The sequence below is a fragment of the Mycobacterium sp. genome (assembly GCF_965277065.1).
Classification (GTDB): domain Bacteria; phylum Actinomycetota; class Actinomycetes; order Mycobacteriales; family Mycobacteriaceae; genus Mycobacterium.
The window spans coordinates 385,661-406,769 of record NZ_CBDIBT010000018.1 but is presented as its reverse complement, the minus strand read 5'-3'; the positions used below and the strand labels follow the sequence as shown (position 1 = coordinate 406,769).

Annotated in this window: 26 protein-coding genes, 1 tRNA gene and 1 pseudogene; 13 read left to right on the top strand and 15 right to left on the bottom strand. The window is 64.2% G+C overall.

What is annotated here, in order from left to right:
* Positions 1–4: 4 nt before the first annotated feature.
* Positions 5–682: a TetR family transcriptional regulator gene (locus ACQY5A_RS13435; RefSeq protein ID WP_428340841.1), complete on the top strand. Its 678-nt coding sequence runs from the start codon at positions 5–7 to the stop codon at positions 680–682.
* Between the two features lie 6 nt (positions 683–688).
* On the opposite strand, the gene ACQY5A_RS13430 is transcribed toward ACQY5A_RS13435, so the two are convergent.
* The gene (locus ACQY5A_RS13430) at positions 689–1,051 is read right to left on the bottom strand and encodes a PAS domain-containing protein (RefSeq protein ID WP_428341505.1); all 363 of its coding nucleotides are present in this window, start codon (positions 1,049–1,051) and stop codon (positions 689–691) included.
* Positions 1,052–1,198: 147 nt separating this feature from the next.
* On the opposite strand from ACQY5A_RS13430, the gene ACQY5A_RS13425 reads away from it, so the two are divergent.
* The 4 genes from ACQY5A_RS13425 to ACQY5A_RS13410 all read left to right on the top strand — a co-directional run bounded on the left by ACQY5A_RS13425 (position 1,199) and on the right by ACQY5A_RS13410 (position 3,805).
* Complete coding sequence (locus tag ACQY5A_RS13425; RefSeq protein ID WP_428340840.1) at positions 1,199–1,498, top strand: hypothetical protein; 300 nt, start codon at positions 1,199–1,201, stop codon at positions 1,496–1,498.
* Between the two features lie 205 nt (positions 1,499–1,703).
* Positions 1,704–2,351 carry a phosphate signaling complex protein PhoU gene (phoU, locus tag ACQY5A_RS13420; protein WP_428340839.1) on the top strand — a complete coding sequence of 216 codons (648 nt, stop codon included), beginning with the start codon at positions 1,704–1,706 and terminating at the stop codon, positions 2,349–2,351.
* 27 nt (positions 2,352–2,378) lie between these two features.
* Positions 2,379–2,780 (top strand): ArsR/SmtB family transcription factor, encoded by a 402-nt coding sequence (locus ACQY5A_RS13415; RefSeq protein WP_428340838.1) that lies wholly within the window; start codon positions 2,379–2,381, stop codon positions 2,778–2,780.
* Positions 2,777–3,805: a cation diffusion facilitator family transporter gene (locus tag ACQY5A_RS13410; protein WP_428340837.1), complete on the top strand. Its 1,029-nt coding sequence runs from the start codon at positions 2,777–2,779 to the stop codon at positions 3,803–3,805. Before ACQY5A_RS13415 ends, ACQY5A_RS13410 begins: the two co-directional genes overlap by 4 nt.
* On the opposite strand, the gene ACQY5A_RS13405 is transcribed toward ACQY5A_RS13410, so the two are convergent.
* Positions 3,802–4,143, bottom strand: a complete 342-nt coding sequence (locus tag ACQY5A_RS13405) for a metal-sensitive transcriptional regulator (protein ID WP_428340836.1) — start codon at positions 4,141–4,143, stop codon at positions 3,802–3,804. The two genes, ACQY5A_RS13410 and ACQY5A_RS13405, sit on opposite strands and share 4 nt — an antisense overlap.
* 111 nt (positions 4,144–4,254) lie before the next feature.
* Between ACQY5A_RS13405 and ACQY5A_RS13400 the strand changes: the two genes are divergently transcribed.
* A complete protein-coding gene (locus tag ACQY5A_RS13400; RefSeq protein WP_428340835.1) occupies positions 4,255–4,581 on the top strand; it encodes a hypothetical protein in 327 nt (108 codons plus the stop codon).
* A gap of 248 nt (positions 4,582–4,829) precedes the next feature.
* Here ACQY5A_RS13400 and ACQY5A_RS13395 read toward each other — a convergent pair whose 3' ends face one another.
* Positions 4,830–6,050 carry a cytochrome P450 gene (locus ACQY5A_RS13395; protein ID WP_428340834.1) on the bottom strand — a complete coding sequence of 407 codons (1,221 nt, stop codon included), beginning with the start codon at positions 6,048–6,050 and terminating at the stop codon, positions 4,830–4,832.
* 191 nt (positions 6,051–6,241) lie between these two features.
* Between ACQY5A_RS13395 and ACQY5A_RS13390 the strand changes: the two genes are divergently transcribed.
* Entirely contained in the window at positions 6,242–6,790 is a 549-nt protein-coding gene (locus tag ACQY5A_RS13390) for a TetR/AcrR family transcriptional regulator (RefSeq protein WP_428341504.1), read from the top strand.
* 44 nt (positions 6,791–6,834) lie between these two features.
* On the opposite strand, the gene ACQY5A_RS13385 is transcribed toward ACQY5A_RS13390, so the two are convergent.
* From ACQY5A_RS13385 to ACQY5A_RS13365, 5 genes are all read right to left on the bottom strand, one after another.
* Positions 6,835–6,907: transfer RNA gene (locus ACQY5A_RS13385), tRNA-Ala, on the bottom strand.
* A gap of 46 nt (positions 6,908–6,953) precedes the next feature.
* Entirely contained in the window at positions 6,954–7,943 is a 990-nt protein-coding gene (gene sepX / locus ACQY5A_RS13380) for a divisome protein SepX/GlpR (RefSeq protein WP_428340833.1), read from the bottom strand.
* Between the two features lie 121 nt (positions 7,944–8,064).
* Entirely contained in the window at positions 8,065–8,718 is a 654-nt protein-coding gene (locus ACQY5A_RS13375) for a GNAT family N-acetyltransferase (RefSeq protein ID WP_428340832.1), read from the bottom strand.
* Positions 8,719–8,730: 12 nt separating this feature from the next.
* Positions 8,731–10,026, bottom strand: a complete 1,296-nt coding sequence (glp, locus tag ACQY5A_RS13370; RefSeq protein ID WP_428340831.1) for a molybdotransferase-like divisome protein Glp — start codon at positions 10,024–10,026, stop codon at positions 8,731–8,733.
* Between the two features lie 48 nt (positions 10,027–10,074).
* Complete coding sequence (locus ACQY5A_RS13365) at positions 10,075–10,983, bottom strand: UTP--glucose-1-phosphate uridylyltransferase (RefSeq protein ID WP_428340830.1); 909 nt, start codon at positions 10,981–10,983, stop codon at positions 10,075–10,077.
* Positions 10,984–11,007: 24 nt separating this feature from the next.
* Here ACQY5A_RS13365 and ACQY5A_RS13360 point away from each other — a divergent pair, with 24 nt between their 5' ends.
* Positions 11,008–11,595 (top strand): 5-formyltetrahydrofolate cyclo-ligase, encoded by a 588-nt coding sequence (locus tag ACQY5A_RS13360; protein WP_428340829.1) that lies wholly within the window; start codon positions 11,008–11,010, stop codon positions 11,593–11,595.
* A 375-nt stretch (positions 11,596–11,970) separates the two neighbouring features.
* On the opposite strand, the gene ACQY5A_RS13355 is transcribed toward ACQY5A_RS13360, so the two are convergent.
* Positions 11,971–12,171, bottom strand: coding sequence for a cold-shock protein (locus tag ACQY5A_RS13355; protein ID WP_428340828.1), 201 nt, complete (start codon positions 12,169–12,171; stop codon positions 11,971–11,973).
* 224 nt (positions 12,172–12,395) lie between these two features.
* A complete protein-coding gene (locus ACQY5A_RS13350; RefSeq protein ID WP_428340827.1) occupies positions 12,396–13,775 on the bottom strand; it encodes an FAD-dependent oxidoreductase in 1,380 nt (459 codons plus the stop codon).
* 280 nt (positions 13,776–14,055) lie between these two features.
* On the opposite strand from ACQY5A_RS13350, the gene ACQY5A_RS13345 reads away from it, so the two are divergent.
* Positions 14,056–15,534 carry a peptidase gene (locus ACQY5A_RS13345; protein ID WP_428340826.1) on the top strand — a complete coding sequence of 493 codons (1,479 nt, stop codon included), beginning with the start codon at positions 14,056–14,058 and terminating at the stop codon, positions 15,532–15,534.
* Positions 15,535–15,818: 284 nt separating this feature from the next.
* Positions 15,819–16,148 (top strand): DUF4333 domain-containing protein, encoded by a 330-nt coding sequence (locus tag ACQY5A_RS13340; protein ID WP_428340825.1) that lies wholly within the window; start codon positions 15,819–15,821, stop codon positions 16,146–16,148.
* Positions 16,149–16,251: 103 nt separating this feature from the next.
* Here ACQY5A_RS13340 and ACQY5A_RS13335 read toward each other — a convergent pair whose 3' ends face one another.
* The 5 genes and pseudogenes from ACQY5A_RS13335 to ACQY5A_RS13315 all read right to left on the bottom strand — a co-directional run bounded on the left by ACQY5A_RS13335 (position 16,252) and on the right by ACQY5A_RS13315 (position 19,255).
* The gene (locus ACQY5A_RS13335) at positions 16,252–16,863 is read right to left on the bottom strand and encodes a hypothetical protein (RefSeq protein WP_428340824.1); all 612 of its coding nucleotides are present in this window, start codon (positions 16,861–16,863) and stop codon (positions 16,252–16,254) included.
* Positions 16,864–16,990: 127 nt separating this feature from the next.
* Positions 16,991–17,260, bottom strand: coding sequence for a hypothetical protein (locus tag ACQY5A_RS13330; RefSeq protein ID WP_428340823.1), 270 nt, complete (start codon positions 17,258–17,260; stop codon positions 16,991–16,993).
* 85 nt (positions 17,261–17,345) lie between these two features.
* Positions 17,346–18,501, bottom strand: a pseudogene (locus tag ACQY5A_RS13325) (serine/threonine-protein kinase); the annotation flags it as partial.
* A gap of 125 nt (positions 18,502–18,626) precedes the next feature.
* Entirely contained in the window at positions 18,627–18,986 is a 360-nt protein-coding gene (locus tag ACQY5A_RS13320; protein ID WP_428341503.1) for a type II toxin-antitoxin system VapC family toxin, read from the bottom strand.
* A gap of 50 nt (positions 18,987–19,036) precedes the next feature.
* Positions 19,037–19,255 (bottom strand): type II toxin-antitoxin system CcdA family antitoxin, encoded by a 219-nt coding sequence (locus ACQY5A_RS13315; RefSeq protein WP_428340822.1) that lies wholly within the window; start codon positions 19,253–19,255, stop codon positions 19,037–19,039.
* A gap of 148 nt (positions 19,256–19,403) precedes the next feature.
* Here ACQY5A_RS13315 and ACQY5A_RS13310 point away from each other — a divergent pair, with 148 nt between their 5' ends.
* The 3 genes from ACQY5A_RS13310 to mscL all read left to right on the top strand — a co-directional run bounded on the left by ACQY5A_RS13310 (position 19,404) and on the right by mscL (position 21,048).
* Entirely contained in the window at positions 19,404–19,772 is a 369-nt protein-coding gene (locus ACQY5A_RS13310) for an FmdB family zinc ribbon protein (protein ID WP_428340821.1), read from the top strand.
* A 65-nt stretch (positions 19,773–19,837) separates the two neighbouring features.
* On the top strand, positions 19,838–20,500 hold the full coding sequence (locus tag ACQY5A_RS13305; RefSeq protein ID WP_428340820.1) for an SAF domain-containing protein: 663 nt from the start codon (positions 19,838–19,840) through the stop codon (positions 20,498–20,500).
* Positions 20,501–20,610: 110 nt separating this feature from the next.
* Positions 20,611–21,048 carry a large-conductance mechanosensitive channel protein MscL gene (gene mscL, locus ACQY5A_RS13300; RefSeq protein WP_428340819.1) on the top strand — a complete coding sequence of 146 codons (438 nt, stop codon included), beginning with the start codon at positions 20,611–20,613 and terminating at the stop codon, positions 21,046–21,048.
* Positions 21,049–21,109 lie beyond the last annotated feature (61 nt).

Here is a 21,109-nt window from a genome sequence, read left to right as displayed (position 1 = left end):
AACAATGACTGAAGTAGGCGACAAGCGTTCCGATACAACGCGCGAGCAGATTCTGCGAGCCGCGGCGCACCAGTTTGCCCGACGCCCCTATTACGCGGTCGGCCTCGACGACATTCTGGCCGAAGCGCAGCTGACCAAGGGCGCGATGTATTTCCATTTCCGCTCAAAGCACGCACTCGCCCTCGCGATTGTCGATGAACAGACCGCGAAATCCGGTGCCGCGGTTCAGGAATTGATGACCCGGAAACTGTCCGGGCTGGAAACGCTGATCGACGTCTCGTATCTGATCGCGATGGCCGACATCACCGAAAATGTCACTCGCGCCGCGTTCAACCTCCTCGAGTCCGTCGGTCGGACGGAGAAGCTGCAGGAACGGCTGCTGGGCGGCTGGATCCAACTGCTCGGCGAAATCGCCGGCCGCGGTATTCGCGAGGGCGACGTCATTGACCGTGGCGATCCCGAAGATATCGGTCGCCTGCTGGTGTCGATTTACATGGGGATGCGTCAGGCCAGCCACCTCGACGATCCGGTGGTATTGCTCGGCGACTACGAGAAAGCGTTGTCGACCGTGCTCCGCGGAATCGTGCATCCTGACAAGATCAATTATTTCGGGCAATTCTTGAAGCGCCGAACCGCTCTTGCAATCAAGGCCGTAGCGCCTCCCGACATTTCCGGGGACTAAGACCGGCTAGCGCTCGTCAAGCCACAGCTGCTCGGTCAGATCATGAAATGTTGCGAGCGCGATATCGTCGTCGGCACGGATCAACGCTGATTTACTCATCAGCGCGCGAACACTCGACCCGTCCTGATGCGCTAATTCGACAACCTCGTTGGCCAAAGATTGAACGACCGACACCGCTGATTCCGTGGTGAGCGGCAAGTGGAAGATCTCGTCGAACGTCATCGCAACCACGTCATCGCGTGCCCGGCCGACCATTTCCGAGAAAGCGGAATTGGCGAACACCAGCGCGCCGTCATTCGCGATGGCCAGCACCGGAATCGGAATCCGCTCCAGCACCACCAAGGCGGGCAACTGCTTGAGCGTCGCCATTGGCGGTAGGCGTTCCTGCCCGTTACGTCGTCGCTCCACGAAACTGATTATGGTTCATCCAGGCTGGCTGTGTTTACGCTTGTCGTTGATCGACCCAAACTTTGGATTTCCTGTGACGCGCATTTGAGATGCAGCGATGGCGGCGGCGTGGAGTCGGTCACCGACGATCTACGTCGCCGGGTAGACAACTGGGACAACTACCTGGAATACCAGCTCTCCCGCGAACCCCCGCACCGAAAGGCGACAATCCAGGACCGACGCCCGCACCGATGGCCTGGCCGTTTCCACGACTTGATGCCCGGACTGCTTCCGGACGGCATCGAAAGCCTGCGCCACGACGGCTTCGCCAGCCTGGGTTGGACCGGCGCTCCCGCAGCCTGGTCACGCTCGGCGCGCTCATCGCGGTTCGCGCCGGAGACGACCCGAGAAAGCTCTGCGAGTCGGTGACCGGCCAACCGGCGCGAAGGTACGCGACGATCCTCGCGAGCAATCTCGACAGCGGCATCGCTACCCCCTGACGTTCAACGTCCTAGGCTCAACACTGGCCCTTCGTTCTTTCCACGGCAACGACCGTGCTTATCCGTAAAGATAGGGTTCATGACGAGTTCATCGACGTGGACGCGCCTGGTCGCGTCCCGCTAAGGCTGGCCTGATGCGGACGGCGTTCCAGGAGCAACTCGACGCGCTCACTGACACACTCAGCAACATGTGCGGTCTCGCCGGGTTGGCGATGGACCGCGCGACGCGGGCGTTGTTGGACGCGGATCTGCCCGTCGCCGAGCAGGTGATCGGCGATCATGACCACATCGTCGAATTGCAAACCAAGGCCGAGGAGACGGCCTTCGTCCTGCTCGCGTTGCAGTCGCCCGTCGCCGGCGACCTGCGACTCGTGGTCGGTTCGCTGCAGAACGTGGCCGACGCGGAGCGGATGGGCGGGTTGGCCCTTCACGTCGCGAAGATCGCGCGCCGCCGCCACCCCAACCACGTATTGCCAGACGAAGTGCGGGAACACTTCGCCGAAATGGGCCGCGTCGCGGTCGAGCTCGGTAACAGCGCCAAAGATGTTGTGATATCCCGCGATTCACAGCAAGCCGCCGACATCAGCCGCGAAGACGACGCGATGGACCAGCTCCACCAGCAACTGTTCAACGTCCTGATGGACACCGAATGGAGGCACGGCGTCGCGACGGCCGTAGACATCACCCTGCTCGGACGATTCTACGAACGCTTCGCCGACCACGCCGTCGAGATCGGTCGTCGGGTGGTTTTCGAGGCGACCGGCGGCACCAGCGCGCAGTAGCGATGCCATATCCGCTACTATCTGCGTATGAACGCAAGTAATGCCATTTCTGCGTCGATACCGGACGACGAAGTCAACCTGATCGTCGAAGTCTTCCGAATGTTGGCCGACCCCACCCGGATCAGGGTGTTGTGGGCACTGACGGGCGGAGAGATGTCCGTGACCGAACTTGCCGAACGGGTGGACAAACCAGCGCCATCGGTGTCGCAGCACCTGGCTAAGCTCCGGATGGCGCGCCTGGTCCGCACCCGCCGAGAGGGCACCACGATCTTCTACAGCCTGGAAAACGAACACGTCAGCCAGCTCGTCGCCGACGCGGTGTTCAACGCCGAACATGCCGGACCCGGGGTTCCGGCGCACCACCGCGGCGACGGCACTGTGCACAGCATTTCCCGAGACCGCAACCAGCGCAAGGCAGCCCAACGATGACGCATACGCAAGCTCAGAGCCATTTACACCCCCACGATCACGATCACGAGCACGACCACGACCATCCAAGCGGGTTGCGGGCCGCCATAAAGGACATCTTCGCGCCGCACTCGCACGACTCGGCAGACAGTGTCGACAGCGCGTTGGAATCCAGCGCCGCGGGGATTCGTGCCGTCAAAATCAGCCTCGTGGTGCTGGGCGCGACGGCAGTCGCCCAGATTGTTATCGTCGTCGTCTCCGGATCGATTGCGTTGGCCGCGGACACCATTCACAATTTCTCCGACGCCCTGACCGCCGTCCCGCTCTGGATTGCGTTCGCGCTCAGCACAAAAGCCGCCACCCGGCGCTACACCTACGGATTCGGTCGGGTCGAAGACCTCGCCGGACTGTTCGTGGTCTCGATGATCACGCTGTCGGCGATGGTGGCCGGTTACGAGGCCATCCAACGACTCGTCCACCCACAGCCCATCACCAATCTCGGCTGGGTCGCCTTGGCCGGTCTGGCCGGGTTCGTCGGCAACGAGTGGGTGGCGCTTTACCGCATCAGGGTCGGAAGGCGCATCGGCTCAGCCGCTTTGGTGGCCGACGGTCTACACGCCCGCACCGATGGGTTCACCTCGCTGGCCGTGCTGATCGGCGCCGGTGGCGTGGCATTGGGCTTTCCGCTTGCCGACCCGATCGTGGGGCTGATCATCACCGTGGCCATCCTCGCCGTGCTGCGGACCGCTGTGCGCGACGTGTTCCGTCGCCTTATCGACGGTGTCGATCCCGAGTTGGTCGATACCGCGGAAGCTGTGTTGGCCAGCCGCGAAGGAGTGCGGTCGGTGCGCAGTGTGCGGCTGCGCTGGATCGGTCACCGACTCCACGCAGATGCCGAGCTCGACGTCGACCCGACGCTGAGTCTGGGTGCCGCACACCGCATCGCACATGACAGTGAGCATGACCTGACCCACGCCCTGCCCAAGCTCGCGGCCGCGATGATCCACGCCTACCCGGCGCATGGTGACCACTGGCCGGCGGCCTAGGGAGTATGCGCCTTCACGGCTTGGTCGGCTGTCGTTCCGTTCAAGCAGGTGTCGGGGCCGGTCAAAGCGGGGCTGAACTTGAGTGCGTCGACCAGTTCAGCGATCGCCGTCTCTCCTTCGCCGGCCACGACAGCTTCGGAGAAGCAGGTTTCGAGGTGATTGTGCAGCATCACCCGGTTCGTTCGCTCGAGCGCCGACTGCACCGCGGAGATCTGCTTCATCACGTCGACGCAGTAGGCGTCGGATTCCAGCATTCGAATAATGCCGTCCAAGTGGCCACGCACTGTCTTGAGCCGGTTGAGCGCAGAACGCTTCTTCGCCGTCAACTCCTCTGACATCGACGGTCTCCTTCCAGCGGCGCCGCGAACCTTCGACGAGCTTACCCGCCCCACCCCACCCCGGGTGGGGTAACGTCGTGTCCACCAACGCGAAAACAGGAGGTTCACCTGATGGCCGAAACGACCGTTACCCCGTCAACCGACGATCCAGGCACCGCACCCACGGCCAGCCCCAGCCGTCTCAACCAGGCACTGTCGTGGGTGGGCATCGTCGCCGGCGGGCTGTTCATCGTCGCCGGGATCTTTCTGGCCGGCTTCTTTCTCAATTACAGCGAGCACGCGCACATGCAGATGGGGCATGCGGCGATGGCCCACGAACAGAAGGACTGCTGTGCCGACATGAAGCCCGGCGACATGAAGCCTGGTGAGATGAAGCCGGGTGAGATGAAGCCAAGCGCGATGGGACCGGAGATGATGGGTCCGCAGTCCGGACGTTAAGCCGTTAATCACAACGGTTTACCCGCTGAGATGGGGAGTCGAGCCCGCGCAAGTAGCGCCGAGAGGTTTCCGTCGCGTGCTTGCGCTCGCGGAGAACCGCTGGCTGGTGGAGACAACGGGTTGGAAGCACGGCCAAACCTGGTTCCCACGGTGTGACGCCAACGTAGGACTGACATCGTCAAGCCTGGGCTGCTGCTAGTGAGCAGTGACGCGTCTACCCACCGCTGAAAATGCGCAACCGGGTTCGCTCAGGCCAGTGCCAGGTGCAGGTATTCGAGGCGGCGCACCAAAAGGCTCGGCAGCCATGGCCCGGTCGCACTGGCCCCGAAGTTCGAGGTGTGTTCCAGCAGTCGACTGAGCACGACGCTAGCTTCCAATCGGGCGAGGGCTGCTCCGACGCAGAAGTGGATACCCTTGCCGAAAGTGATGTGGCTCTTGGCCGTTGGGCGGTCCAGTCGGAACTGATCCGGGTGGTCGAAGTGCGTCGGGTCACGGTTGGCTGCACCCCATAGCAGGAGCAGGCGCGACCCGGCCGGCAGTTGCACGCCGCATAGTTCGGTGTCGTTGAGCACATGGCGGTAATGGCCACGGAAAGGTGGCTCGTAGCGCAGCACCTCTTCGAGAAACGCGCCAACCAGTTCCGGTTGGATACGCACCCGCTGCTGTACGTCAGGTTGGGTCGCGAGAATCCAAGCAGCGGTACCGATCAGGGATGCTGTGGACTCGCCGCCCGCGCTGAACAGGGTGATCATCATGGTCCTTGCGGCCACGTCGTCCAGGACGCCGGTGGCGCATGCTGTGGCCAGGTCACCCAGCAGATTGTCTTGTGGGTTTGCCGCGGCCTTCCGGAACTGTTCGGAGATGTACTCACTGAGCTCCGTCACCGAAACGCCGGCAGCCTCGATGTGATCCTGGGTCACCAGCCCTTCGACCAACTGGGTCGCCGAATATCCCCATCGGGTGAGTTTGTCGATGTCGGCGTCCGGGACGCCGATGATGCGACCGACGATCATCATCGGCAGCCGGTTGGCCATCGCACTCATCCATTCGATGTGGTCGCCGTGGGCGTTGGCGGTCCACAGGTGCGCAGCGGTATCGCTGATGAACGGCCCGAAGGCGCGGATGCGCTTGGCAGCAAGTTGCGGCAACAGCGCTTTTCGGTGTAGCGAGTGCGCCGGCTCGTCAGCGGTGGCCAAGGCTTGGGTGGCTCCCCCAAGTGCGCCGATTTCGAAGGCGCCCACGGTGCCTCCGGGTTGGTACATCATCGTCGCGGTCAAATTGGACGAGAAGTCGCCGTACCGCGCGACGGCCTCGTTGACGGCATCCCAACTGCTGACGGCGTAGAAGCTGGATTGTGCGATCCGATGGACGGGACCCGTTTGATGCATCTGCTCGTAGAGCGGATATGGATTCTGGATGTGCCGATCGTCAAACAGGGCTAGACCGAGTCCGCCATCCACCGAGGTCATGGGTACAGGCTGAGCGGCGCAGGCTGACCGCGTCAAATGAAGTCCCCGAGGTTGCGATCTACCGTTCGCAACAGGTACCCCTGCTGTCTCAGGTGCGCGCGTTCACCTGCACCGATAATGAGACTCGTGGTGCAGTTTGTCTCAAATCTGAGAAGATATGTTGCCGATGGCACGCGGAGGTGAAGCGCCCGATGGTTCGAGACGACTGGGTCGTAGGTGGAGATCGTCGAATGGCAGCGGCAGATCGTATTTACGCTGCCGCAACGGATCTCGTCATCCGACGGGGATTCGACGCTTTCGACATCGACACCCTGGCATCACAGGTCCACTGCTCAAGGGCGACCATCTACCGCTACGCCGGAGGCAAGGCCCAGATACGCGACGCAGTGCTGTTGCGCCTTTCTGCAAGCGTCATCGACACCGTTCGCCGTGCAGTCGAGGGACTGAGTGGGCCTGAGCGCGTTATTACCGCCATCACCGTGGCACTGGAACAGATCAGGTCGGTCCCCAATCGGCGGCTGATGCTCAACGCGAGTAGCTTGCCCGAACTGGGCGAATTGCACTCGTCACCCGTGCTGGCGCATCTCGCCGCCGAGCTCACCGGTATCACCGACGCCGATCCGCAAGCGGCGCAATGGATTGTGCGGCTGGTGGTGTCATTGGCCTATTGGCCCGCAGGGAACAGTCGGGTCGAACGACAGATGCTAAACCGCTTTGTCGCGTCGGCATTCGACGCATGAACGACGAGGGGCCGCTAGAAGAGCCCTGACCTGCTGAATCTCTGTGGAGCTAAGGGGAATCGAACCCCTGACCTTCTCGATGCGAACGAGACGCGCTACCAACTGCGCTATAGCCCCTGACCGGTAGATCAGGCTACCAGTCGCGGCCGGTGTCGCCGAAAGGCTACTGGCCGACCGCCCGCGGCAGGTCCCACTGGTACTCCCGCGCATACGGCGCGTAGTCGAGGTGCTCGAAGACCGGGTCCTCGTCGTCGATCTCCAGAACCACCGCGCCGGGCCGCCGCAACCGGGACGGGACCACGTCGTACTCGCGGTCGTAGATGTTCTCCACGCCCAGCTGCGAGCGCGCCATCCGCTGACTCCGGCGGCGCCGCACGCGCTCCTCGATCCGGGTCTGCGTGCGCAGGTAGCCAAGGTAGAGCACGGTCACTGCGGAGGCAATGCCGAAGAACCACCACGCCGACGAGGTCACCAGGAACGCCGTTGTTGCCGCGAGGACCAACGTCAGCGCCATGATCATCAGCACCCGCCTGCGCGCGGCGTACTTGCGCGCGGTCACCGCGGCGGCCTTGTCGGCGTCGTAGCGATGCCGCCGGTCGAACGCCGGCGACGCGGTTGTCGGCTGCTCCTCAGCGACCGGAATCCCCGACGTGTCGTCGATGTACTCGTACTCGTCGGCGTCGTCGAACGCCTCGCCCTCGTCGTCGTACTCGACGGCGAGGTTGACCTCGGTGTCGGGCTCGTCGTCAACGTCCGCGTGGCCGGCCGACAGCGCGGCCGACTCGGGGTCGATCACGTCGACGTCGAGGTAGTCCGGCCCGGTCTCCTCCGCAGACAGCGGGGCGGCGACGGTGGCCATGACGCGCGACGGCGGGGCATCCTCGTCTTCGTTGTCGTCTTCGTCTTCTATGTCGGCGTCAAAGCTGTCAGAGTCTTCGTCGGGCTGCCAGTCGGGGTCGCTTCGGTGCCCGGCCGCCGGCTTGCCTCGCTTGATCAGTCGGGCGGCCGTGCTGTTGTTCAGCACGCGGGTCGCGAGCGCAACGTCGCTGGTGCGTCGCACCGCGTCGCGCTTGCTCACCAACATGGGAACGAGCACGAACAGCCAGAGCACCACGAGTGAGATCCAAAGCAACGATTGCGGGATGCTTGGCATGGCGACCCGCTCCTTTCCCCGCCAGACGTGGCCCGTTGACGACGTCGATAACGAGCATCATTAGTCACAAAAGTCACGTTTGTAACACGACACGCCGCGAGTATTCGGCAGGATAAGCGAGCTAAGCCCAGCGGGCGTGCCCGTCGCGTACCAGCGCCGACGTCACCGAGGTGTAGACCTCCTCGACGGTCAGGCCCACCAGCAAGTGATCACGCCAGCCGCCGTCGACCTGGAGGTAGCGGCGCAGCAGTCCCTCTTCGCGGAACCCGACCTTCGCCAGTACCGCCCGGCTCGCCGCGTTCTCCGGCCGCACGGTGGCTTCCACCCGATGCAGTCGGACCGGACCGAAACAATGATCGAGACCCAGCGCCAGAGCTCCGGTGGCCACGCCGCGCCCCGTCATCGCATTGGACACCCAGTAGCCGATCCAGGCCGACCGCAAGGCCCCGTGCGTGACGTTCCCAATGGTCAACTGCCCGCAGAACTGGCCGTTCAACTCGATCACATAGGGCAGCATCCGGCCTTTGCGGGCTTCCGCCCGTAGGCTGGAGCAGATCGTCGGCCACGCTGAAATCGAGTGTCGCGCAATCCAATCCGCCTCAGTGCTGGGCTCGTAAGGTTCCAGGTGAGGGCGGTCAGCCAGTCTGGCCCGACTCCATTGCGCGGCGTCGCGCAGGCGCACCGGGCGCAACCGGATCACACCCGCGGACACCCGCAGCGGTCCCACCGCGGCGGGCCAGCCGGGGTGTTGGGAGGCGGAGCGCCACACGGTCACGAGCCGGGTCGCTCAGCCACGCTGAGCCAGAAACGCGACGTCGACGATCTCGCCGGTGCGGATCTGCTCTGCTTCACGGGGAACCACGACCAGACAGTTTGCCTCGGCCAGCGTCGCGAGCAGATGCGACGAGGCGCCCGGCGCGCCGCCAAGCGCCTGCACCAGGTATTCGCCGGTGTCCTGATCGCGCATCAGCTGGCCGCGCAGAAAGCCTTTGCGCCCGGCCACCGAAGTGATCGGCGAAAGCGTGCGCGCCTGCACGACCCGGCGCATCGGCTGCCGCTTGCCCAGCGACAACCGGATCAGCGGCCGGACCATCACCTCGAACACCACCAGCGCGCTGACCGGGTTGGCGGGCAGCAGAAACGTCGGCACCCCGTCGCGGCCCAGCTGCCCGAAGCCCTGCACGGAGCCGGGATGCATGGCGACCCGGGTGACCTCCATCTCGCCGAGCCCTGACAGCACCGAACGCACCGCCTCGGCCGCCGCACCGCCGACCGCGCCGGCGATCACCACGATCTCCGCGCGATTCACTTGTCCCTCAACGACTTCCCCGAGTTCTCGCGCATCGCTGCTGACAATGCCGACCCGGTTGACCTCAGCGCCGGCGTCACGGGCCGCGGCCGCCAGCGCGTAGGAGTTGACGTCGTAGACCTGTCCGTTGCCCGGCGTGCGCGAGATGTCGACCAACTCGCCGCCGACCGCGAGCACTGACACCCGCGGACGCGGATGCACCAGCACCCGTTCGCGTCCCACCGCCGCCAGCAGTCCCACCTGGGCGGCGCCGATGATCGTCCCGGCCCGCACGGCCACGTCCCCGGGCTGAACGTCGTCACCCGTGCGTCGCACATAGGCACCCGATCGCACGCCGCGCAGCACCCGCACCCGCGACTGGCCTCCATCGGTCCAGCGCAACGGCAACACCGCGTCGGCGAGTGTCGGCAGCGGCGCACCCGTCTGCACTCGCGCAGCCTGCCCTGGCTGGAGTCTGCTGGGCGTTCGGGCACCGGCCTGCACGCTGCCCATCACCGGCAGGGTGACACCGGCGCGGTCCGACCCCGAATCGGACGCCTCGCCGTCGTCGTCGTGCTGTTCGTCCGCGGGGTCGGCCTCCCGTACAGCAAGGACGTCGACGCTGCGGACCGCGTAACCGTCGATGGCGGCCTGATCGAAGCCGGGCAGCGGGCGTTCGGTAACGACTTCTTCGGCACACAACAGCCCTTGCGCCTCGGCGATCGCGACCCGCACCGGCCTCGGCGCCACCGCGGCGGCCGTCACCCGGGCTTGTTGCTCCTCCACCGAACGCACAGCGCGCCTTTCTCGTCGGTTGGGCGGCGCTTGCTGGCCTTTCGGCCCCTAGCCTTGGGCCAGACCCAGTCGAGTCACCAGCCAACGCCGTAGATCTGGCCCGTAGTCGTCACGGTCCAAGGCAAAGTCAACCGCAGCCTTGAGGTAGCCGCCGGGATTTCCCAAGTCGTGTCGGGAGCCGCGGTGAACCACAACGTGCACCGGATGCCCCTCGGCGATCAGCAATGCGATCGCATCGGTCAGCTGCATCTCGCCACCGACACCACGCTGAATGCGTTGCAACGCTTTGAAGATCGCGCGATCCAGGACGTAGCGCCCTGCAGCGGCATACAACGACGGCGCATCTTCGGTCTTCGGCTTCTCCACCATGCCGTTGACCTTGAGGACGTCCTTGTCAGCTCCGGGCACCGCCTCGACGTCGAAAACGCCGTAGGAGCTGATCTCTTCCGGCGTCACCTCGATGGCACACAGCACCGAGCCGCCGTACTGGGCGCGCACCTTCGACATCGTCTCGAGCACGCCGGTCGGCAGCACCAAGTCGTCGGGAAGGAGGATCGCGACCGCGTCTTCGTCGTCCCATAGCACCGGCTCGACGCAGCTGATCGCGTGCCCCAGACCCAACGGCTCGCCCTGCACGACGGACTCGACCTTGATCAAAGCCGGGGCGCGGCGGACTTTGGCCAGCATGGCGTCCTTGCCGCGCGCCACCAGCGTGCCTTCCAGCACCAGGTCTTCGACGAAGTGCGCGACGACGCCGTCTTTGCCTTCGGAGGTGATGATCACCAGTCGTTCGGCGCCGGCGCCGGCCGCCTCCGCCGCCACCAACTCGATGCCCGGCGTATCGACGACCGGCAACAGTTCCTTGGGCACGGTCTTGGTCGCGGGCAGGAAACGGGTGCCCAGACCGGCCGCGGGCACGATCGCCGTGCGCGGAACCGAATTGGGTGAAGTTGCCATTGTTGAAACCATATCGTTGACCCTGTGGCGACCGAGGGCAAGGCCGCATTGCGGGAGCGGCTGTTGGCCGCTCGTCGCTCACTGTCCGACGGCGTCCGCCTGGAGCAAGCCTCCGCGCTGGCCGGGCATGTTAGCGGGCTGGCGATCGACGGCGGCACGGTGTGCGCCTACGTCCCCGTCGGTGTCGAGCCGGGATCCATCGAACTGCTCGATGTACTGCAGCGCCGTGCCGACCGGGTATTGCTGCCGGTGGCGCGGACCACGGCGGACGACGACGCGGTGGCGCTGCAGTGGGGTGAGTACCGGCCGGGTCAATTGGTGACCGCGCGGTTCGGGCTGCTCGAACCGCCCGGGCCCTGGCTGCCGGCGAGCACCGTCGCCGAGGCCGCCGTCGTTCTGGTTCCGGCGCTGGCGGTCGACCGCTCCGGGGCCCGACTGGGCCGCGGCCGGGGCTTCTACGACCGCACGCTGGGGTTGCGGGATCCGCGGGCCCGCTTGATCGCCATTGTCCGCGACGAGGAGTTGCTCGACGAGGTGCCCTACGAGTCGCATGATGTGCCGATGACCCATGCGCTGACCCCGGGCCTGGGCTTGGTCGAGCTGGCGGGTTAGCAGTCCCGCAGCACCCGGCGCATCGCGTTTCTCGTTGCCCGACACCCATAGCTGGTAGGCCGTCTTCACCTCGACAACCCGGGCGACGAAGGCGCACCGAAAGCCGGCGTTCGGCGGCAGCCACGACCCGATGTCGCGAAATGCTTTGTCTGAGTTGACTTGTCCGCCGACGGCCAGCAGGTTGCGCGGATCGTTCGCGAAGTCGCGGCGACGTCGGACAGCGACACCACGTGGTCGATCTGCACGGTCGACGAGGTGTCCGGGCCGCGGACGAAGCCGATGCTCGCCGCGGTGTACGGGTCATGCAGCAGGCCGTCAAACGAGACCGCACCCGCTCACAACAGAGCGGGTGCGGTTTCTTTGTCTGGGGGTGGGTCAGATGGCGCGAACTTTAGAGGCCTGCGGACCCTTCGCGCCCTGAGTGATCTCGAACTCAACCTTCTGGTTCTCCTCGAGGCTGCGGAAGCCGCCGCCATCAATCTCGGAGTAGTGAACGAAGACGTCCGGACCCTCTTCGGGCGCGATAAAGCCGAAGCCCTTTTCGGCGTTGAACCACTTCACAGTTCCCTGTGCCATTTAATTCTCCTATGTCAGAGATACCGGTCGCACCGTGCGAACCGGCGGCCGAATGATCAGACGCTGCTTCTGACTTGCCCTGCAAGGAGAAAGAAACGCCCGCACCAAGTTTCTGCGCGAGCGTGTTTTGAACACGAACACTTAGAATTTCGACTGCCTAGATACTACGCGATCTCCTGACGAACTGGCTACTGGCCTTGCAGGGTCCCCGTGATGGAGTTCATTTAGGTGGGCGCGACCGCATGGGCTAGCTGAGGCGACGGCTCGGCTTGCGGGTCCCGCAACTTCACGAAGAGGTGGCGCGCGCTGACGATTGCGATGCGTAAGAGCAATTTGGGGTTGTTGAGTTGGTTAGGCTGTCCGATGAGGTGCGCGACCCGGAGGAGACTTTCCGTCACCACGGGGTCTTCGGACGCGGCGACCAAGGTGCTCTTGATGATCTGACTGCGCAGCCGCTTACGCAGCGACCGCCTGCCAGTTGTCAGGGGCATGCGTTCGTTGGATCGGTTGCGCGCCCAGACTTGAGCGATGGGTTGTGCGGCGCTTGGGAAGAAGCGGCGTGCCAACCCAGCGGCCCCGCTGTAGAGGCAATCACGCAGCGCCAGCGCCTGCAGCGCTGCCATGGTCATGCCTTGTCCGTAGATCGGGTTGAGGCTGCACTGCGCATCACCGATCACCAATAAGCCCGTTGGGAATTGCGGCATCTGGTCGTAACGCCGCCATACCGAGGCCGGGTTGCGAAACTTTACGATATCGCCGAGGGGAAGAGCCGCGTACAGTTGCTCGCTAATGGTTCGAGGGAGAACTTCTCCGGCCAGGGCCAGCATCTCGGCGAAACCTTCAGGCGCCCCGCCACTTTCGATCGAGCGACCGACAGCTAACATCCACGTGTTGTGCTCGCAGGCCGACAGAAGCACCGAGGGATGTCGAGATCCTCGGTTCGATATGACCAACTGTTGGTCGATTCCGCCGTCTGAGATGACGAACCGTTGACTGGAATAACCGACCGGAGTCGGACACCGCTCCTCTGCCGGGCGTCCATATCCCAGGCGCTCGAGAAACACAGGTGTACGCGTCGCCCGCCCCGTCGCGTCGACGACAAGATCAGCATCCAGAGCTGTCGTTAGCTCGCTGCTGCGGTGGACAATTCGCACACCGGTCACCGCGTCAGCATTCGCGAGCATCTCAAGGAGATCATGGTCGTCCAAAAACGTCACGTTGGGCAGTGCCATTGCCCGCCGGCGCAGATGGAATTCCATGAACGGACGGCTTGCCAGACACAGTGTCAATGCCGTCGGGTCAGCGATTCTGCCCGAGCGGGCCAGCTCCCAATCGCCCATCCGTGCGTAGAGCCGTGACAGGTCCCCGTCTCGGACGATGACGGCACCAGCTGCGTCCATCTCATCGAGTACCCCCGGAAACAACTCCGACAGCACCTGCACACCGCGGCCCAGGAGAGCGTGCAAGTGGCGGTCTTGGGGCACGCCTCTTCGGTGATCCTGATGATCGGGCAAGGTGTCACGTTCCACGACGGTGACCGAGTCGTAGAACTCCGAAAGCACTCGCGTCGCAAATAGACCGGCCATTCCCGCACCCAGCACCACCGCGTGTTTACGGCCGATCGTGGTCATTCGACCGCCATCCTTTGCCTGACATCCATCCAACGAACCGTACACTGAGGTTAAGAAAATTAAGGGAAAATTTAGTTAACAATAAGGGCACTGGCTTCTAATGCCGCCGCGTCCGACGATAAAGCCGGAGGACGCGCGCCAGTATCCTGTGCGGTCCCGTCGGCGGCGACTCGGATATTGAGCACGACATGTAAGTGTTGGGATAACGTCGGCGACACCGGCCGCCGCTGCCTGCGACTCGGGGAGGTATGTCATGTCGCACCGTCTACGCGGCCCCACCGATCGGCAATTCCGCGGCCGCAGCTGGGCCGGCTGCCTGTTCGCAGCGTGCCTGGCCCTGTCGGCTACCGCGTGTGCCCCCAACATGATTCAGGGCCGGGCTGCATCGATGCTGTATGACCCTGACCGCGTCGGCGGCTTGCCGTCCGCTGGCGGCTTTAGCGGGGTGCGCCCCGACGCGCCTCCACCACGAGGCCATGTCGAGCGAACCGATGGCGGTGACAACGATCGCCTTGCCCTGTTGGCGGTCAACGACATTCAGGAATTCTGGACTGTCACCTACCCGCAGTATTTCGGTAGCGAATACCGGCCGGTGTCCGCCACGCGGTCCTACGACGCCAGCAATCCCGCCAGCGGGCGGGTGTGCGGCACGACCGTCATATACTCAGATCCCAATGCGTCGTATTGCCTTCGCGACGATTCGATTTCGTGGGACCGCGGCGTTCTCATCCCCGACGCACGCAAGTACTTCGGAGACGTGTCCGTGGCAGCGGTGCTGGCACACGAGCTCGGCCACGCCGTGCAGACCAGAGCACACACCGTGCACCGGCTATCTCGCACCATCGTCAAAGAACAGCAGGCCGATTGCTTCGCCGGGGTCTATCTGCACTGGGTAGCGCAAGGCCGATCAACCCATTTTGCCATGAACACCACCGATGGTCTCGACCACGTCCTCGCCGGCGGAATCACACTACGCGATCCCATCGATGAATCCGAAAAGGCTCCTGGTGCACACGGTTCCGCGCTCGACCGCATCGGCGCCTTTCAAGAGGGATTCGACGGCGATGCCGCCACTTGCGCCGCGATCGACAAAAACGAGATCGCCCGCCGCCACGTCGGCCTCCCCCCGGCGTTGCAGGATTACTCCTCCGCCGAAGCTGGCGAAATGTCCATCACCGAGGACTCGTTGGCACTGCTGATGGAAACCCTCACCCAGATTTTTCACCCGGACGAGGTGCCCACTCTGACTGTTGGCGGCAACGTTACGTGCGCGGACACGCGCTCAAGCCCACCAGCGTCGTACTGCCCCGCAACCAACACCGTCAACGTCGATCTTGCTGGCCTGCAACGGATCGGCACATACGCCGACAATAAGAGTCGGGAACTTTTGCAAGGCGACGACACCGCGTTCTCCGTCGTCACATCGCGATACATGCTCGCCGTCCAGCACCAACAAGGCGTCACGCTGACCGGCGAACGCGCCGCACTCCGCACCGCATGCCTGACCGGGGTTGCCCAGCGCGACATGGCAGCACCCGTTGCGTTGCCATCTGGTCGCACCCTGGTGCTCAACGCCGGCGACCTCGACGAAGCGATCTCGGGCTTACTCACCAACCACCTGGTCGCCAGCGACACCAATGGTGACAGCGTGCCCGCCGGATTCACCCGGATCACCGCTTTCCGCTCCGGCCTCGTCGGTGACACCGCCCACTGCTACGGCAACTTCCCGTGAACCGCCCTCCTCAGCCCGGGCCCGAACGCGAACCCGGATCGGACACACCGTGGTATCTGAGCCGCCCGAACTCGGACGACCACACCAGCATCGCCCGACCGCGGCCGACTCCTCAACGGGGCCACCCGGTACCCGCGCCTCCGCCGGCACGCCGTCCACCCCCCGACATCCCCTGGTACCTGCAGCGACCAGACCGCGCCACGCCGTCACCACCACCCGCAGTCGAACACCGAACTCCGCCAACCGAACCCACAAGTACTGACACCTCCCGCGGCAAGGGACTCATGCCCTGGCTCCTGGTCGGTGTAGGCGCCGTAGCAGCGCTGATCGCGGTTGCGGTGCTCCTGGCCAACGTCTCCAACCTGGGCATCACCGGCGGTACGGTCCTCGACGTCACCAAAGTTCAGGCCGGCGTTCTGCAGACCCTCTCCGATTCCGCCAGCGGCTACGGCGCCAACAACGTGACCGACGTCAGCTGCAACGGCGGCCGCAACCCCAGCGCTCGCCAAGGAACGACATTCACCTGCGACGCCACCGTCAACGGTGCCCGCCGTCAGGTTACCGTCGCCGTCTCAGATGACCAGGGAACCTACGAAATCGACCATCCCCGATAACTTTTCGGATCAATTGCCCAATGCGTCGCGAGCCTCTACCAATGCGGGCGCAGTCGTGCCTCGACTCAGCCCGTGTGGAGTGATTCGCGTAGGCCGAGTTCCTTCACCGACACCAATAATCCCATTCGCACTCAGCATCGGATAGAGGGTATGACCGCCCTGTGACGCTCAAACTTGCAGGTCCCGAAGGCTGTTGAGGTGCCAGAAATGCTTCGGGGGCGAAGATCGAGACGACAAGCACCGTAAACGCGGCGATGCCGAAGCAAAGCAAACCCAAGACCCAGGTTTTAAAGCCTGGCAACGTCTTGCGCCCAGGCAAAGGCGCCACGATTCGCTCTGTCCAACCTCCGTAGATTCCAAGCTCCGGACGCTTTCGGGCAAAGGCTTCACCGTGGATCCTGAAGCGCTGTCGTGGGTCGCTGCCCCACTCATCCTCTTCGAAGTCTTCGAGCCAATGAGCATCGTGTATCTCGGCTTCACGATGGCGAGCCATGAGCGTCAAGCACAGGAACGTGATCACCATCGCTAGAAGTGACGAGACGATGCGCGCGAACTGGCTAGACGCCCCGCCGACGGCGATTGTGAATAGAAATGCCTGCGCAGTGAGGCTCAGCACGGGTACCTGCCACAGAAGGTAGTCCCACTGGAGGCGGCGCGAAGCGACGACTTGGTAGATCATGTTCTCGCGCTGAAAAGACTTTTCCACCTCAGTCATACGGAAATGCTGTCACAAGCCACCTTCTGGCTGTGGACGTCGGTAACCAAATCTTTCCGCCAAAGCCAGCGCCGCCGGTGTCGCCTAGCTGACTTTGTCTCGAACGGCGCCGAAAGCGGGGGGTGGACTAGCTTGTCGCGTACTCCAGTACCGTCTCGGTCGATGCGTTTCCGTCTGACGGCGCGATAGTCAGACTCGTCGGCCTGATCAGGTACCGCGTCCCATCTGTCGGGTTCGTGACGTCGAAACCGACAGAAGAGCGCACCGCATTGGCGAGTTCGATGCTCGCGCCGTCGCTGAGGCGAACACCGCGGTAGTAGAAGGTTCCGGGCTGAATTTCGCAGACTACCAACACTGACTGTGTCGTGCGGGCGATCGCTGCCAGCTGAGTTCCCATGTCACACCGCGCGACTGGGTAAGCGATCCAACCTTGCGCGTCGGTTCCGGGCGGGCCCACGATGGTCGGCTGAACTGCAGGGCTGAGCCGGGTTGGGCGGGGAAGGAGGCTCCTCGGGCTGATAGGACGGCGCCGGTGGCGGTGCCGCGGAAGCGATCGAGGGTGCAGCGCTGGTGGGTGGGGCGGAATTCTGCCGGGCAATCAATCCGATCACGATACCGATGCCTCCCAGGATCAACGCTGCCGCCACGATCACTACTGCCGGCACCAGCCACGGGCGAGCCTGACTAGCCGATCGTTGCTGGGGGCTCGGGTGAGTGTTGTTGTCCGACTTGCCATGCCGCGAGGCTGGGTCCGGAATCACCCGGCACCGAAGGAGCCAGGTAAGTCGGCGCGGCCTGGGTCACCGCGGTGGGCCCGGTGCTGGGTGCCGACGATGTTGCTCCGAGCGCGCGTTGGGCGGCCCGGCCCAACGCTCCGGGGCTGCCGTAGCGATCGTCGGGATCTTTCGCCATGCCGCGCGCGATCACGTCGTCGAACGCGGCCGGCACACGCGGATTTACGGCGCTGGGTCGCGGCGGTGGCGAGGACAGGTGGGCGGCGATCACCTGCTCCATGGAGCCGACTTTGAATGGCGGCTCCCCGGTGAGCGCCTCGTAGAGCACACCGGCCAGCGAGTAGGTGTCAACCGCCGGCGTCGTGGGACGACCCTCGAAGCGCTCCGGCGCCATATACCCGAAGGATCCGATTGCGCTGCCAGCGACCGTCAATCGGGTGTCGCCACGATTTTCGGCGATTCCGAAGTCGATCAGGTAGGCGAAATCTTCTGCCGCTGTGATCAGGATATTTTGCGGCTTGACGTCGCGGTGGATCAAACCCTGCGCGTGCGCAGCGTCGAGCGCTGCGCCGATCTGGCGGATGATCCCGACCGCACGCTCCGGCTCAAGGGGGCCACGTTGGAGCAGTTCAAGAAGATCGTGGCCGCGCACCAGTCGCATGTCGATGTAGAGGTTTCCGTCGATCTCACCCCAGTCGTAAATCGGGATGACGTGGGGCTCTTCCAGCATCGCCGCGGCACGCGACTCTCGCTGAAACCGCGTGCGGAACCCCTCATCCCGAGAAACCTCTTCGCGCAAGATCTTCAGCGCTACCGTGCGGTCCTTGCTGGTGTCATGAGCCTCATACACCTCACCCATACCGCCCTGCCCGAGCAGCCTCGTGAGCTGGTACTTGCCGAACATCGATCCGGCCTTGGCTGCGCCCACGACACCTCCCGTTATGCCTCCGACTAGCAGTATCCGATGCGAGTGCATGGTGCGCACCATTATCTGGCGACGGCGCTCCGGGGACGTGCCTTGCATATCGCTCAGGCAATGGCGTCAGCCGAACTCCAAGCGCGTGCCAATCTTTGGTCCGTGGTCAACAACACAAGACCTGCTGTATCGGCCAGCTCGACGTAGAGAGCGTCGGTGAGGCGGAGGGCGTCACGACGCGCCCACGCGCCAGCAAGCAGCGATGAGAGGCCGTGTCGAGTCACTGGCGCCTGCCGCAGTTCATCGAGTGCCGCATCGACCTGCGCAACGGTGAGTACACCGGCGCGGTGCATGCGCCCAAGCGCTGACAACGCCTCGGCGTCGAAGTGTGCCGGCGCATGCATGATGGTTCGAGCCAGCCGTGCGCGCACCGCCGGGAACCTGTCACCAGTGCGAGCAACTAGATCGACCATGGCGCTCGCGTCGATGACCACATGTTCCGGCGGCGAGGGGGATGGGGCGCTCACGCTTCGAATTCATCGCGAGCGGCATCTATCGCATCCAACACGTCGTCGTGCCGAGCGCTGGTGGTTCTGGCCTCCAGCCCCTGCAGCCATGCCTCGGTTGCAGAGTTCTCTAGCTCGTCGCTGATCGCGGCCTGAGTTAGCGCCGAGATGTTCAAGCCCCGCGCCCTGGCGCGCTTCGCCAAATCGTCGGGCACATATACGTTCAATCGAGCCATACACACTAATATACACACTCTTGCTACTGCGCGCCGGCGCCGGCGAAACCAAGCAGCGATCCGGGCTCCGGGAATGACCACCGCCACATAGCGGTTTTAGCACTTGAGACTGTAGAGTGCTAAGCGTTTAGACCATCTGGAGGAATGTGTGCCGACTTACAGCTACGCGTGTACCGAGTGCGACAACCGCTTCGATGTGGTGCAGGCGTTCAGCGATGACGCGCTGACCGAGTGCGGAAAGTGCTCGGGGCGGCTGCGCAAGCTGTTCGGCAACGTCGGCGTGGTGTTCAAGGGCAGCGGGTTCTACCGCAACGACAGCCGCGAGGCAGCCAAGAGCTCGAGCAGCAGCAGCTCGTCGAGCGCAGATTCGTCGACGGGTTCAGAGGGCTCCAGCTCCGATAGCAGTAGTCCGAGCGAGAAGTCCAGCTCCTCGGAGAAGCCGAGTTCGTCGAGCGACAAGTCCTCGTCCGATTCGTCGTCGTCATTGACGAAGTCGCCGGCGACCACCTCCAGCTAGCCGGTTATCCACAGGCGGCGCTTCAGCTGCCACGCTCATTGGCCTGTAGCGCCTACGGTGAGCGCGTGGGCGACGCCCGAACATCGCTGAATCCTTCGCTGCCGAACCGTCTTTCGCAGTGGCTGCGCCCCGACTGGTCGCGAACCGTGCGGGCGCGACGCATCGCGGCGGGCGGTCTGGTGTTGCTCGCTGGTGTTGCGGCGTTACGGCCCGATCCCAACGACGACCGCACGCGCGTGGTGGTGGCGTCGCACGACCTGGGCCCGGGCGCCGAATTGACCGACGACGATGTTCGCGTCGAAACACGTTCAGCGCCAACGGTTCCCGATGGATCACCATCCGATCTCGACGCGGTCGTCGGCTCGACACTGGCGGGGCCCGCCCGGCGCGGCGAGGTGCTTACCGACGTGCGACTCCTCGGCCGTCGCCTCGCCGAATCCGCCGCGGGCCCCGATGCCCGCATCGTGCCGGTGCATCCGGCCGACAGTGCGTTGATCGACCTGGTGCGACCAGGCGACGTCGTCGACGTCGTGGCAGCAGCGGAAGGCAGCGCCCAGGCCACTCCGCACGTGGTGGCCACCGACGCGATCGTCGTCTCGGTGTCGGCGAAACCCAAAGCTCAGAGCGCAAACAGTGAGCGGGTGGTGCTGGTCGCGCTGCCGGCAAGCTCAGCCACCGCGGTGGCCGGCGCGGCCCTGGTCGCGACGGTGACACTCACCCTGCACTGACCGCGCGGCCGGATAACCAGCAATCTCTCGCGTGACCCGCTTGACTCGGCTAGCTTTTTCTTGGGCTCGAAATTGGTTCATGGCTGACCCACTGTGGAAAGGACATCCCGATGTTCAAGGGCTTCAAGGAATTTCTCGCACGCGGCAACATCATCGACCTGTCTGTCGCGGTCGTGATCGGCACCGCGTTCACCGGTTTGGTCACCAAATTCACCGAAAGTGTCATCCAGCCGTTGATCGACCGGATCGGCGCCGGCGGAAAGTCAGATGTCGGACTTTTGAAAGTCGGCATCGGCGATGGCAAGTTCATCGACTTCAACGTCGCAATATCGGCCGCAATCAACTTCATTATCATCGCAGCGGTGGTGTACTTCCTGGTCGTGCTGCCCTACAACACGCTGCGCAAGCGCGGTGAGGTCAAGCAGGCCGAGGACACCGAACTCTCACTGCTCACCCAGATCCGGGATCAGCTCGCCGAATCCAGCGGCGGCGCAACGGGCCATCACTCCGCCAACGCCCCGGAGAGCCCCACAATCGAAGACAGGTAGTTCGCGCAGACGAGTCAGAGGTGATGGGGGGGCGCGTTGTCGCGCAGCCACCGCTCGTGAG